This window comes from Gordonia otitidis, from assembly GCF_020735545.1.
Classification (GTDB): domain Bacteria; phylum Actinomycetota; class Actinomycetes; order Mycobacteriales; family Mycobacteriaceae; genus Gordonia; species Gordonia otitidis.
The window spans coordinates 3468494-3481424 of sequence record NZ_CP085974.1 but is presented as its reverse complement, the minus strand read 5'-3'; the positions used below and the strand labels follow the sequence as shown (position 1 = coordinate 3481424).

Sequence of the window (12931 nt, the reverse complement as noted above, 5' to 3'; positions counted from 1 at the left end):
CCTTCTCTGGAGTCCCGGTCAGCCGACCGGTCCTCCGAAGATCTCGATGGGCTTGCTGTCAGCGGTCAACGTGACGATCGCGCGCTTGGTGGACTTGCGCTGGCCGTAGCCGAAGCGGGTGCGCTTGCGCTTGCCCTGGCGGTTCGCGGTGTTGACGTTCGAGACGGTCACATCGAAGATCTGCTCGACGGCGATCTTGATCTGTGTCTTGTTCGAGTCCGGGTGCACCAGGAAGGTGTAGACGTTGTCCTCGATGAGTCCGTAGGACTTCTCCGAGATCACCGGCGCCAGGATGATGTCACGCGGGTCAGCCTGCGTAGCCATGCTCAGGCCTCCTCTGTCTCAGTCGCGACGGACGTGGCCGTCGACGTGTTCTGTGCGATGAACGCGTTGAGCGTCTCGACGCTGAACACCACTTCGTCCGACTCGAGGACGTCGTAGGTGTTGAGCTGGTCGGGAGCGATCGGCAGAACGTTCTGCAGGTTCGCAACGCTCTTCCACGCGGTCAGGTCCTCACGGCCGAGCACGACGAGGAACTTCCGTCGGTCGCTGAGTGCCTCGAGGAACTGCCGAGCGCTCTTGGTCGACGGCGCCTGGCCTGCGACGAGCTCGGTGATGACGTGGATGCGCTCGTTGCGAGCGCGATCGCTCAGCGCGCCGCGCAGTGCGGCAGCCTTCATCTTCTTGGGGGTGCGCTGGGTGTAGTCGCGCGGCTGCGGGCCGTGCACGGTGCCACCACCGGTGAACTGCGGTGCGCGGGTCGAACCCTGGCGGGCGCGACCGGTGCCCTTCTGGCGGTACGGCTTGGCGCCGCCACCGCTGACCTGTCCACGGGTCTTGGTTGCGTGTGTGCCCTGGCGTGCAGCGGCCTGCTGGGCCACGACGACCTGGTGCATCAGCGCGATGTTCGCGGGCGCGTCGAAGATCTCGGCGGGCAGGTCAACGGTTCCGTTGGTCTTGCCGTCAGCGGTCTTGACGTCCAGCGTCAACTTCGTTGTGGTTTCGGTGCTCACTTGGTCGCACCACCCTTCACAGCGTCACGGACGACCACGATTCCGCCCTTGCGGCCGGGGATGGCGCCCTTGATCAACAGCAGACCGGCCTCGGCGTCCACCTTGTGGACGGTGAGGTTCTGCGTGGTCACGGTGTCGTTACCCATGCGACCGGCCATACGCATGCCCTTGAAGACACGACCCGGGGTGGCACAGCCACCGATCGAGCCGGGGGCACGGTGCACGCGGTGCGCGCCGTGGCTGGCACCCAGGCCTGCGAATCCGTGGCGCTTCATGACGCCTGCGAATCCCTTGCCCTTGGAGGTGCCGGTGACGTCGACCAGTGCACCGTCGGCGAAGATCTCGGCGGTCAGTTCCTGACCGACCTCGAACTCGCTGGTGTCGGAGACGCGGATCTCTGCCAGGTGGCGACGCGGCGTGACGCCTGCCTTCGCGAACTGGCCCGCGACCGGCTTGGTCACCTTGCGGGGGTCGATCGCACCGTAGGCGAGCTGCACCGCGGTGTAGCCATCGCGGTCCTCGCTACGGAGCTGGGTGATGACGTTCGGGCCCGCCTGGATGACGGTGACCGGAACGACACGGTTGTTCTCGTCGAAGACCTGGGTCATGCCGAGCTTGGTGCCCAGAATTCCCTTGGTCGCTTTCTGATTGCTCATGATTCTCTTCGCCCCCCGCCTACTGGATGTTGACGTCGACGCTCGCCGGAAGGTCGATGCGCATCAGCGCGTCGACGGTCTTCGGCGTCGGGTCGAGGATGTCGATGAGTCGCTTGTGAGTGCGCATCTCGAAGTGCTCGCGGCTGTCCTTGTACTTGTGCGGCGAGCGGATGACGCAGTACACGTTCTTTTCGGTGGGCAACGGCACCGGGCCGACGACGCGTGCACCCGTACGGGTCACGGTCTCCACGATCTTGCGCGCCGAAGCGTCGATCGCCTCGTGGTCGTAGGCCTTGAGCCTGATGCGGATCTTCTGTCCCGCCACGCTGTGTCCTCTTCCGTCAGTTGTTCTCGACAGACAAACACCGCGCACCTGGGGCCGACACGGGTCGGCGGGCACATAGATCTCCGCGTGAGAGTCGGGGATCGACGCTGTTCATCTGTCGTTGTACGTTGGCTCGTCGCTGGTACGAACCGTTTTGCTCCGGCACCCGCGGTCGGGCGTGTCGAGGCCGTGAACCGGATTCGGCGCACGCGTTACACGCCCTCGGTCCGTTGGATCGGGAACCTTGGGAGTCATTCACCCGATCGGGGCCGCAGAAAACCACGTCCACCGGTCAAGGCAACCCGACAAGTATGCACCAGGTCGGGGGCGAGATTCAAATTGCGCTTGCACGCGGTCGGAACGAGATCATCCAATCCCGGTTACGCAACGATCGCCACGTCGCCGAGAAGTGTGCGTCGCAACCTCATACGCTCGACGTCAGGGACCCCGACATACGGCCAGCCAGCCCCGGGCCTACGACTAGGTCTACCCATGAGCACGCTCAATCCTCCACGTCCGGACAAGCCGACGACGGTCGGCACACCCCGAGCGGTCACACCGATGCCGACAGCACGTCGCCCGCGTCCGAGCAACGTCACCCTCAAGGTCACGATGGCTCTGACGGGGACGGTGTTCGCGCTGTTCGTGCTGGTGCACATGATCGGCAACCTCAAGGTCTACACCGGCGCCACCCACTTCGACGACTACGCGCACTGGCTGCGCACGCTCCTCGAACCACTACTGCCCTACGAGGGAATGCTCTGGATCTTCCGTGCGGTCCTGGTTGCGTGTCTCGTGCTTCACGTAGGTGCGTCGACTGTCCTGATCGGGCGTTCCCACAAGGCGAAGGGCCGCTTTCGGCGCACCGGCATGAGCATCAAACGACTACCCGCGACGCTGATGCCCTACACCGGGCTGGTGCTGCTCGTCTTCATCGTCTTCCATATCCTCGACCTGACGACCGGAACGAGACCTGCGGCCAGTGACCACTTCGTGAGGACGACAGAGAACAGCTCGCACGCCTATCACAATCTCGTCGAGAGTCTGCAGCGCTGGCCGGTGGCGACCTTCTACATCCTTGTGATGGTGCTGCTCGGCATTCATCTCGTCCACGGCCTGTGGAGTGTGGTCAACGATCTCGGTGCCACGGGCCACCGCACACGACAGGTCGGTGCGGTCATCGCGCTCGTGGTCGCCGGCGCGGTCATGATCGGCAACATCTCGATCCCGATCGCGGTGCTCGCGGGTCTGGTGAGCTGACGTGACACACACGGCACCCGACACCACAACACCCGACGTGAAGCCGGCCGCGTCCGCTGGACGCGTCGCGTCCCCCGACATCGACGTCCTGCGCAGTATCGGCACCGACCTCGCCTCCGGTGTCCCCGACGGCGATCCCGCGACGGCCTGGCAGCGTCGGCGCGACGCCTACAAACTCGTCGGACCACTCAACCGGCGCAAGTTCACCGTGATCGTGGTCGGGACCGGACTGGCCGGCGCCGGGTGCGCCGCGGCGCTCGGTGAGCTCGGCTACAACGTGTCGTCCTACACCTTCCACGACGCCCCGCGCCGCGCACACAGCGTCGCCGCGCAGGGCGGCATCAACGCCGCGCGGGCACGCAAGGTCGACAACGATTCGCTGCACCGCTTCGTCGTCGACACCGTCAAAGGCGGCGACTTCCGTGGCCGCGAGGCTGACGCCTTCCGTCTCGCAGAGGAGTCGGTGCGCGTCATCGACCATCTCAACGCGATCGGTGCCCCGTTCGCCCGCGAGTACGGCGGGTCGCTGGCCACCCGCAGCTTCGGCGGCGTACAGGTCTCGCGCACCTACTACACGCGCGGCCAGACGGGCCAACAGTTGCAGGTCGCGGCGTCGCAGGCGTTGCTGCGCCAGGTTTCCGCCGGGACCGTCACGCTGCACACGCGGCAGGAGATGCTCGACCTCATCGTCGCCGACGGTCGTGCGCAGGGCGTCGTCGTCCGCGACCTGATCACCGGGGAGATCACCGCGGAGACCGCCCACGCCGTCGTGCTCGCGACCGGCGGCTACGGGACCGTGTACTTCCAGTCGACGCTCGCGCGCAACTGCAACGCGACGGCGTCGTGGCGGGCGCATCGTCGTGGAGCGCTCCTCGCCTCGCCGTCGTTCATCCAGTTCCACCCGACCGCGCTGCCGGTCAGTGCCGAGTGGCAGTCCAAGACGACGCTCATGAGCGAATCCCTGCGCAACGACGGCCGTATCTGGGTGCCGAAGAAGGAACACGACGACCGCGCTCCCGGCGACATCCCCGACGCCGAGCGCGACTACTACCTCGAACGTCGCTACCCCGCCTACGGCAACCTCACCCCGCGCGACGTCGCGTCGCGGGCAGCCGTCACCGAGATCAACAGCGGGCATGGCGTCGGACCGCTACACAACAGCGTCTACCTCGATTTCGCCGACGCCCTCGCCCGCCTCGGCAGAGCGACGATCGCCGAGCGCTACGGCAACCTCTTCTCGATGTACCACGACGCGACCGGCGAAGACCCGTACGAAGTTCCGATGCGTATCGCGCCCGCAGCGCACTTCACCATGGGCGGGTTGTGGTCGGATTTCGACCAGATGTCCTCGATCCCCGGACTGTTCGTCGGCGGGGAGGTCGGCTGGGGCTATCACGGCGCCAATCGTCTCGGCGCGAACTCGCTGCTGTCGGCCTGTGTCGACGGTTGGTTCACGCTCCCCTATTCGGTGCCGAATTACCTCGCACCGCTCCTCGGTGAGGCACCGCTGCCGCTCGATCACGAGGCTGTCGGGGAGGCCGTGACATCGGTGCGCGACCGCATCTCCCGTCTGATCGCCGTCGACGGCACGACCGGACCCGACCGCTTCCACCGCAGACTCGGCGAGATCCTCTATCGCGGATGCGGGGTCATGCGCAGCGCGGAGTCGTTGGCCACCGCGCTCGGCGAGGTCCGCGAACTGCGGGACGAATTCTGGTCGGACGTGCGGGTCGTCGGAAGCGGCGCACAGTTCAACCAAGAACTCGAACGCGCCGGCCGCGTTGCCGACTTCATGGAACTCGCCGAGGTGATGTGCCTCGACGCCCTCGACCGCGACGAATCGTGTGGCGCCCACTTCCGCGTCGAACACCAGACCGCGCAGGGCGAGGCCTTACGCGACGACGAACACTGGACGTTCGCATCGGCATGGGAAACGACGCCGAGCGGTGAGCAGATACGTCACCGTGAGCCACTCACGTTCACGGCGGTGCCGTTGCAGACACGAAACTACAAGTGACAGTCGAGGAGTGACGCCATGAAGCTCACCATCGAAGCCTGGCGACAGGCCGACGCCGACGACGACGGCCGTTTCGAGACCTACGTGATCGACGACGCCACCGCCGAGATGTCGCTTCTCGACGTCCTCGATCGCCTCAACGACCACCTCGTCGACCAGGGCGAATCGCCGATCGCGTTCGACTCCGACTGCCGCGAGGGTGTTTGCGGCGCGTGCGGGATGATGGTGAACGGCCGCCCGCACGGCCCGACACCGAACACGCCGTCGTGCAGACAACACCTGCGACACTTCGACGGTGTCTCACACCTCAAGCTCGAACCGTTGCGCGCCAACAGCTTTCCCGTGGTGCGCGATCTCGTCGTCGATCGTTCCGCGCTCGACAGGGTCATCGAGGCAGGCGGCCACGTCGCCGTCGCCGCAGGCCAGGCCCCCGACGCCGATGCCGAACTCATCGACAAGGACACCAGCGAGAAAGCCCTCGACTACGCGGCGTGTATCGGGTGCGGGGCGTGCGTGGCCGCCTGCCCGAACGGCGCAGCGCACCTGTTCGCGGGCGCCAAGCTGCTCCACCTCGCGGCCCTCACACAGAGTAAGAAGGAACGCGGTCGCCGCGCCCATGCCATCACCGGACAGATGGAGCAGGACTTCGGTCCGTGCTCCACCTACGGCGAATGCGCCGAGGTGTGCCCGGCGGGCATCCCGCTCGACGCGGTGGCAGGCGTCAACCGTGAAGCCCTACGATTCGGCTTCCGCCGCAAGGCGGATTGAATACTCGAGCCGCAAGGCGGATTGAGCAGCCGAGCCGCAAGGCGGATTGAGCAGCCGAGCCGCAAGGCGGATTGAACAGCCCGTGTCGACGCCGGTTCACCAGATCCCGATCAGCTTCATCCACGGCGCGCCGATGGCGGTCCAGATGATGATGTTGACCACCGACATCAGGAAGCCGACACGGAACCACTCGCTGGTCTTGATGTATCCCGACCCGTACATGACGCCCGCGGGTCCCGACGAGTAGTGGGCGAGGCCGCCGAAGAGGCTGCCGATGAAACCGAACACCAACGCACTGAACAGTGGTGGAGCACCGGTCGCCACGGCGGCACCGAGGAACACCGCATACATCGCGACGATCTGCGCGGTGTTCGACGCGAACAGATAGTGCACGTAGAAGTACACGAGCGTGAGAATCGCGAACGCCACCATCCACGGCAGGCCGTCGACGCTGGAGGCCACCTTGTCGCCCACCCAGTCGATGACCTTGAGTTTGCGCAGTTCGTCGGCCATCGCGACGAGCACACCGAAGAAGATCAGCGTCTGCCACGCACCGGTGTCGGTGACGAGGTCCTTCCACGTCAGCACGCCGGTGACGAGCAGTATCGCGATGCCGGCGAAGGCGGTGGTCGTCGCGTCGACGTTGAGCTGCTTGCCCAGACACCACAGGACGAGGAGCAGCACGAACGTCGCCGCGAGAATCCACTCGTTGCGCGTCATCGAACCGCTCTTCTTCAGTTCGTCGCGGGCGAGCGCAGGCGCCTCGGGAGTCTTCTTGAGTGTTGGCGCGTAGATCTTCGACATCACCCACGGAGTCGCGACGAGACTGACCAGGCCGGGGACGATCGCGGCGAGCGCCCAGTTGCCCCAGGTGATCTCGATGCGCATCTTCTCCGCGGCCTCCTGCGCGAGCGGATTGCCTGCCATCGCGGTGAGGAACATGGCCGACGTGACGACGTTGACCTGTAGCGCCGTCAGCATCAGGTAGGCGCCCAGTTTGCGCCGCGAGGCGTCGGTTTTCGGTGTCGAGTCGACGAGTTCGGCGAGCGATCGCACGATCGGGTAGATCACACCGCCTGCGCGTGCGGTGTTCGACGGCGTCGCGGGCGCGAGGATGAGATCGGCGAGACCCATCCCGTAGGCCAGGCCGAGACTCGATTTGCCGATGGCACGCACGAAGATCAGCGCGACCCGGCGCCCGAGACCCGTCACGATGAACGCCTCGGCGATGAAGAACGACGCCACGATCAGCCAGATGGTCGTGTTCGAGAAGCCGGCGAGCGCCTCTTTGGGTGACATGGTTTTCGTGACCATGGCCAGCGCGAGCCCGATGATCGCCACCGATCCCGTCGGCAGGGGCTGCAGGATCAACCCGAGGATCGTCGCGACGAAGATCCCCAGCATGTGCATGCCGTTGGGGTCGACGCCGTCGGGAGCCGGGATGAAATAGATGATCACGCCGACGATCAGCGGGATACCGCCACGCCACCACAACGGACTGAAGTGGACATGGTGCGGATGGTCGTGGTGATCGGTGCCGGTAGGCGAGGCGTCGGGCGTGTCGCCGTTCTCGGTGGATGCCTGTGGATCGGCGGGCTGTGGGTCCTTCTCCGAAGGAGGTGTCACCTCACCAAGGTTCCTCGTCCGGGTAGCATCCGGGCAATGTCCGACGCCAAATCGTCACCTTTGCCGACCAGCTCGTCCTCACCGACCTACGCCCTGCGCCGCAGGCTGCCCGACAACGTGCTCGGCAAGGCACTCTTCTCCCTGGGGATGTCGGTGCGCGTGCCGTACTTCGGCACCATCCTCCCCTACGTCGAACAGATGCAGCCCGGCCTGTGCCGGGTGAGCGCCCCCAAGTGGTTCGGCGTCTACAACCACATTCACACCTTTCACGCGATTGCGGCCTGCAACCTCGCCGAGGTCGCCATGGGCATGTTGATGGAGGCGACGACTCCGTCAACGCACCGCTGGATCCCCAAGGGCATGACGGCGTCGTATCTGACGAAGGCGACGACGCGACTGACCGCCGTCGCGACGCTTGCCGAACCTGTGGACTTCGCCGCCATCGACAGCGGCCGCGACGTCGTGGTCTCGATCGCCATCACCGACACGCGCGGTGTTGAAGTCGTGCACTGCGAGATCACGACATGGGTGACGCCGACCTCGTGACCTGCACCTCCGCTCGCCCTGCCGGGCCGTTGCGAAACTCATAGGCTTGGACACGTCAAGCAACCGAGAGGACTGACCTACATGTGTGGCATCTGCGGTGAAATCCGGTTCGATGGTTCGGCGCCCGACGCCTCGGCCGTCGACACCATGACCTGCTCGATGACCCGTCGTGGTCCCGACGGTTCCGGACTGTTCGTCAAGGGCTCCGTGGCCCTCGGCCATCGACGACTCAAGATCATCGACCTCTCCGAACGCGGCGCACAGCCGATGGTCGATTCCGAACTGGGCCTGGCGATGGTGTTCAACGGCTGCATCTACAACTACAAGGAGTTGCGCAGCGAACTCGAGGGCCGGGGCTACCGTTTCTTCTCTCATGCCGACAGCGAGGTGATCATCAAGGCGTTCCATGCGTGGGGTACCGACTGCGTGGACCACCTGATCGGGATGTTCGCCTTCGCCGTCGTCGACACCGACTCGGGTGTGGTCACACTCGCGCGCGACCGGCTCGGCATCAAGCCGCTCTACCTCTCGGAGACTCCGGGACGTCTGCGTTTCGCGTCGTCGTTGCAGGCACTGCTGCGCGCCGGTGATGTCGACACCTCCCTCGATCGCGTCGCGCTGCACCACTACTTCAGCTTTCACGCGGTGGTTCCGGCGCCGCACACCATCTACAACGGTGTCCGCAAGCTGCCGCCGGCCACGGTCCGCGTGATCCATCCCGACGGCCGCAGCACCGAACGTCGTTACTGGGAGCCGGTGTTCGCACCCGACCCCAGCCGCGCGGACTGGGATGCGGTGCGCTGGCAGGACGAACTGATGGACTCGCTGCGCACCTCTGTCCGACGCCGCATGGTCGCCGACGTCCCGGTCGGTGTGCTGCTCTCGGGCGGTATCGACTCCTCGTTGGTCGTTGCGTTGCTCGCCGAGCAGGGTCAGCAGGATCTCGCCACCTTCAGCATCGGATTCGATTCCGCGGGCGGCGAATCGGGTGACGAGTACGCCTACTCCGACCTGATCGCCGACACCTTCGCCACCGACCATCACAAGATCCACATCGGCACCGATCGCCTCCTACCCGCCGTGCCGGACACGATCGCGGCGATGAGCGAGCCGATGATCAGCCACGACTGCGTCGCCTTCTACCTGCTTTCTCAGGAGGTCAGCAAGTCCATCAAGGTCGTGCAATCCGGGCAGGGCGCCGACGAGATCCTCGGCGGCTATTCCTGGTATCCGCCGTTGCAGGGCATCGCGCGCGAGGAGACCACCAAGGCGTACCGCGAGGTCTTCTTCGACCGCTCACATCAGGCCATCGGCGCGCTGCTGAACGATCCGTACCTCCTCGGCGACAGCGACTACGACCCCAGTTGGGAATTCGCCCTCGCACACCAGTCCGCACCCGGCGCCGACTCGGCCGTCGACGCGGCGCTGCGTCTGGACACCACGGTCATGCTCGTCGACGATCCGGTCAAACGTGTCGACACCATGACCATGGCGTGGGGGCTCGAAGCCCGCGTGCCGTTCCTCGATCACCAGTTCGTCGAACTCGCGGCCACCTGTCCGCCCGACCTGAAGCTGAATCCGAGCGGCAAGGGCGTACTCAAGGAAGCTTCGCGGAAGCTGTTGCCCGCGGCGGTGATCGACCGGACCAAGGGGTACTTCCCTGTTCCGGGTATCCGGCACCTCGAGGGTGGCGTGCTCGATCTGGTCACCGACACCCTGCGCGCACAGTCGGCGAAAGACCGTGCCCTGTATCGACCCGAGACCCTCGACCGCCTCTTCGCCGATCCCAACGGCACCCGCACCACCCTGGACTCCAACGAGTTGTGGCAGCTCGCAGTGCTCGAGATGTGGTTACAGACAATGGAAGACATCACGGCACGGTGAGCGCGGACGACATCACCGACACAGTCCCGTCGAGCAATGGGGTAGCCGAGGAGACGCCACTCGTCAATTTCGACGACCGCGGTTGGCACACGTACGGTCCGTCGGTCTCCCCGGACGGCAGGGCATTCGCCTACATCGTCGACGATGGCGCCGGTTATCCTCGTGCGGCGCAACGGGTGCTGTCGCCTGAGGGTGTCGGCGAGCTGCGTTGGGTGACCGTGCCCGCCACCGGCCCGGTACGCAAGCTCGTCCATTCGATGGACGGCGAGTGGCTCGCCGTCGAGCTGGCGCCGAGTGGCGGTGAACACCATCAGGTCTGGGTGGTCACCACCGATCCCGATGACGACAGGTCGCACCGCATCGGCAGCAACCGTCAGGAGACGGAGTCCGACTGGTCCAATCGGGCGACACTCGGTTCGCGACGCTCGTTCGGTACGGTCTCACTCGTCGGCTGGGACACCGACTGGGTGCTGATCACCGCGACGACCCCTGACGGCACGGCGTATTCGGTGCGCGCACATCCCGGTACGGGCGCCACCGAGATCCTCGACGTCCGCGTCGGCGGGGCATTGATCGACTCCTGGAAGGGCGCCGCGCTGCTGCGAGTCGGTCCGCGCGGTTACCGGGACATGCTGCTGCTGCGGCGACCGGACCAACGCGAGGACGCCGATCTCGAAGCGACGGAGTCCGACGAGATGGAGATGTCGACGATCCTGCCCAACGATCCGGGTTCGGTGACCGATCAGGGCTACATTCTCGACCAGGGTTTCGATCACCCGTCGCTCGTGTTCGTCGGCCCCCCACAGGATTCCTACCGCGACCTCGACAGCGTGCAGGCCCTGGTGACGAGCGACTTCGACGCCAAGTTCCCACGTCTGCTCGGCGTCGAGGTCTCCAGAACCGGAAGGCGTTTCCGCGTCCTCGCGCAGCGCGCGGGGGCCGGGCTCGACGAGTTCGCGGTCAGTAACGACCAGTCGACGGTCGCCATGCTCTGGAATGTCGATGGCCGCAGCGAACTGCAGATCCTCACCCTTCCGGATCAGACGCTGCACGAACCGATCCCGCTGCCCGGCGACGTAGCGTCGGATCTGTCGATCAGCGCGGCGGGCACGATCGTGGCGCTGACGGTCTCGTGCCCTCAGCGCTCGCCGCTCGTGCACCTCGTGCACACCCCGTCGAGCACCGTGACGCCCATCCGCGACGACGTCATCACCGGCAGCGGACCGTCGGCGGCACTGCGCGCCGAATATCGTGAGTTCTCGGCCCGTGACGGAATGCCCTTGTCGGGCTGGCTGTATCGCGCCACGAACCCCGATCCCGACTCCGGCCCGCCGCCGTGTCTGCTGTACTTCCACGGCGGCCCGGAGGCGCAGACCCGCCCCGACTACCAGTTCCTGTTCGGACCACTCGTCGACGCCGGGATCTCGGTCTTCGCACCCAACGTCCGCGGATCGTCGGGGTACGGGCGTCTGTTCTCGCACGCCGACGACCGTTACGGGCGCTACGCGGGTATCGACGACGCCGCCGACTGCGCCGCGCACGTGGTGTCTTCGCAGATCGCCGACAAGGACAGGCTCTACGTGTCGGGCCGCTCCTACGGCGGTTATCTCACGCTGGCGGCGTTGACATTTCACCCCGAGGTGTTCGCGGCCGGTATCGCGATCTGCGGCATGAGCGACCTCGAGTCGTTCTTCCGTAACACCGAACCGTGGATCGCAGTGGCCGCGTACACCAAATACGGACACCCCGAATCCGATCGCGAACTACTACGGGACCTGTCCCCCATCCACCGCATCGACGACATCACCGCACCGCTGCTCGTCGTCCACGGCGCCCACGACACCAATGTTCCGGTCAGCGAGTCACAGCAGATGGTCGACGAACTACGCGCCCGTGGGGGGATCGCCGAACTGTTGATGTTCCACGACGAGGGGCACGAGATCGTCAAGCGCCACAACCAGCAGCGTCTCACCGAGGCTGTGGCGCAATGGATCAGACGGCATCCCTCGGCAGCCAAGGCACACCGCGAGGTGCGTGAACGCAAACAGTCGAACGCGGCGCCATGAGCAGGAACATGACAAACCGCCTGCTCGTCCAACTGGCGGAGACACGATCGGGCAACGATCGGGCCAATGTGCTCGAGGAGTTGCGTCGACTGATCCTGTCGGGCGGCGCACCTCCCGGCACGCAGATCATGCCCGCCGACATCGCCGACGCCTTCGGCGTCAGCGCGATTCCGGTGAGGGAGGCACTCAAAACCCTTGTCGGCGAGGGACTCGTAGATCACCAGCGCAATTCCGGCTACCACGTGAGCCAGCTGTCCCTGGCCGAGCTCAAGGAGATCTACTTCGTTCGCGGCGTACTCGAGCAAGCCGCTTTGACCCGATCGGTCGAGAACATCACGGACGAACAGATAGCGGCGGCGACCGAGTTCCACCACGAACTCGTCACGGCAACGAGGTTCAACGACGGCAAGGCGTTCCACGACGTCTCGCGCCGCTTCCACACCACACTGACGGCACCGTGCGCCATGCCGCGCCTACTCAACATGTTCGACGCGACGTGGAATCTCACCGAGCCGTTCCAGGTGATGCGCTCGGTCGACGCGCCGACCCAGGACAAGCTGAACGTCGACCACGCCGACCTGCTCGCAGCGTTCGCAGCTCGCGACACCGCAGCCGTCCTCGACGCCGCCCGGGTGCACCACGGGCGGCTCGAGGAAGCGATCATCCAGACGAGCGCCTCACTCGGCGTGCGTCCGGAACTCGGCTGAGTCCGCGCTCCCACCGGGATTCGCGCGAGCCGGAGCCGACGCGAGGTCGGGCAATGCCTTGTC

General features: G+C 65.7%; 12 protein-coding genes. 7 read left to right on the top strand and 5 right to left on the bottom strand.

Features of this window, described 5'->3' with window-relative positions; all coding sequences use genetic code 11:
- Positions 1-18 precede the first annotated feature (18 nt).
- From rplW to rpsJ, 4 genes are read right to left on the bottom strand one after another with little or no spacing between them, the layout of a single operon-like run.
- On the bottom strand, positions 19-324 hold the full coding sequence (rplW, locus tag LK459_RS15965) for a 50S ribosomal protein L23 (RefSeq protein ID WP_005170305.1): 306 nt from the start codon (positions 322-324) through the stop codon (positions 19-21).
- A 2-nt stretch (positions 325-326) separates the two neighbouring features.
- Positions 327-1013, bottom strand: coding sequence for a 50S ribosomal protein L4 (gene rplD, locus LK459_RS15960; RefSeq protein WP_064868224.1), 687 nt, complete (start codon positions 1011-1013; stop codon positions 327-329).
- Positions 1010-1669 carry a 50S ribosomal protein L3 gene (gene rplC, locus LK459_RS15955; protein WP_007236691.1) on the bottom strand — a complete coding sequence of 220 codons (660 nt, stop codon included), beginning with the start codon at positions 1667-1669 and terminating at the stop codon, positions 1010-1012. The genes rplD and rplC overlap by 4 nt, the downstream gene beginning before the upstream one ends.
- Before the next feature lie 19 nt (positions 1670-1688).
- The gene (gene rpsJ, locus LK459_RS15950) at positions 1689-1994 is read right to left on the bottom strand and encodes a 30S ribosomal protein S10 (RefSeq protein ID WP_003938093.1); all 306 of its coding nucleotides are present in this window, start codon (positions 1992-1994) and stop codon (positions 1689-1691) included.
- Between the two features lie 492 nt (positions 1995-2486).
- Here rpsJ and LK459_RS15945 point away from each other — a divergent pair, with 492 nt between their 5' ends.
- The 3 genes from LK459_RS15945 to LK459_RS15935 are packed head-to-tail and all read left to right on the top strand — an operon-like array spanning position 2487 to position 6039.
- Positions 2487-3254, top strand: a complete 768-nt coding sequence (locus LK459_RS15945; protein WP_227919508.1) for a succinate dehydrogenase cytochrome b subunit — start codon at positions 2487-2489, stop codon at positions 3252-3254.
- A 1-nt stretch (position 3255) separates the two neighbouring features.
- The gene (locus LK459_RS15940; RefSeq protein WP_407648600.1) at positions 3256-5271 is read left to right on the top strand and encodes a fumarate reductase/succinate dehydrogenase flavoprotein subunit; all 2016 of its coding nucleotides are present in this window, start codon (positions 3256-3258) and stop codon (positions 5269-5271) included.
- 18 nt (positions 5272-5289) lie between these two features.
- Positions 5290-6039 carry a succinate dehydrogenase/fumarate reductase iron-sulfur subunit gene (locus tag LK459_RS15935; protein ID WP_227919506.1) on the top strand — a complete coding sequence of 250 codons (750 nt, stop codon included), beginning with the start codon at positions 5290-5292 and terminating at the stop codon, positions 6037-6039.
- A 96-nt stretch (positions 6040-6135) separates the two neighbouring features.
- Here LK459_RS15935 and LK459_RS15930 read toward each other — a convergent pair whose 3' ends face one another.
- On the bottom strand, positions 6136-7665 hold the full coding sequence (locus LK459_RS15930) for an anion permease (RefSeq protein WP_227919505.1): 1530 nt from the start codon (positions 7663-7665) through the stop codon (positions 6136-6138).
- Between the two features lie 36 nt (positions 7666-7701).
- On the opposite strand from LK459_RS15930, the gene LK459_RS15925 reads away from it, so the two are divergent.
- From LK459_RS15925 to LK459_RS15910, 4 genes are all read left to right on the top strand, one after another.
- On the top strand, positions 7702-8211 hold the full coding sequence (locus LK459_RS15925) for a hotdog fold domain-containing protein (RefSeq protein ID WP_227919503.1): 510 nt from the start codon (positions 7702-7704) through the stop codon (positions 8209-8211).
- Positions 8212-8292: 81 nt separating this feature from the next.
- On the top strand, positions 8293-10095 hold the full coding sequence (locus tag LK459_RS15920; protein ID WP_227919502.1) for an N-acetylglutaminylglutamine amidotransferase: 1803 nt from the start codon (positions 8293-8295) through the stop codon (positions 10093-10095).
- Between the two features lie 11 nt (positions 10096-10106).
- Complete coding sequence (locus LK459_RS15915; RefSeq protein WP_227923804.1) at positions 10107-12161, top strand: alpha/beta hydrolase family protein; 2055 nt, start codon at positions 10107-10109, stop codon at positions 12159-12161.
- An 8-nt stretch (positions 12162-12169) separates the two neighbouring features.
- A complete protein-coding gene (locus LK459_RS15910; RefSeq protein ID WP_227919500.1) occupies positions 12170-12868 on the top strand; it encodes a GntR family transcriptional regulator in 699 nt (232 codons plus the stop codon).
- The last annotated feature ends 63 nt before the right edge of the window (positions 12869-12931 follow it).

What these genes read in the sequence shown, in the direction of transcription:
- LK459_RS15935 (WP_227919506.1), top strand. Translation starts at nt 5,290, where the DNA reads ATGAAGCTCACCATCGAAGCCTGGCGACAGGCCGACGCCGACGACGAC.
- LK459_RS15925 (WP_227919503.1), top strand. Translation starts at nt 7,702, where the DNA reads ATGTCCGACGCCAAATCGTCACCTTTGCCGACCAGCTCGTCCTCACCG.
- LK459_RS15920 (WP_227919502.1), top strand. Translation starts at nt 8,293, where the DNA reads ATGTGTGGCATCTGCGGTGAAATCCGGTTCGATGGTTCGGCGCCCGAC.
- rplC (WP_007236691.1), bottom strand. Translation starts at nt 1,669, where the DNA reads ATGAGCAATCAGAAAGCGACCAAGGGAATTCTGGGCACCAAGCTCGGC.
- LK459_RS15945 (WP_227919508.1), top strand. Translation starts at nt 2,487, where the DNA reads ATGAGCACGCTCAATCCTCCACGTCCGGACAAGCCGACGACGGTCGGC.
- rplW (WP_005170305.1), bottom strand. Translation starts at nt 324, where the DNA reads ATGGCTACGCAGGCTGACCCGCGTGACATCATCCTGGCGCCGGTGATC.
- LK459_RS15910 (WP_227919500.1), top strand. Translation starts at nt 12,170, where the DNA reads ATGACAAACCGCCTGCTCGTCCAACTGGCGGAGACACGATCGGGCAAC.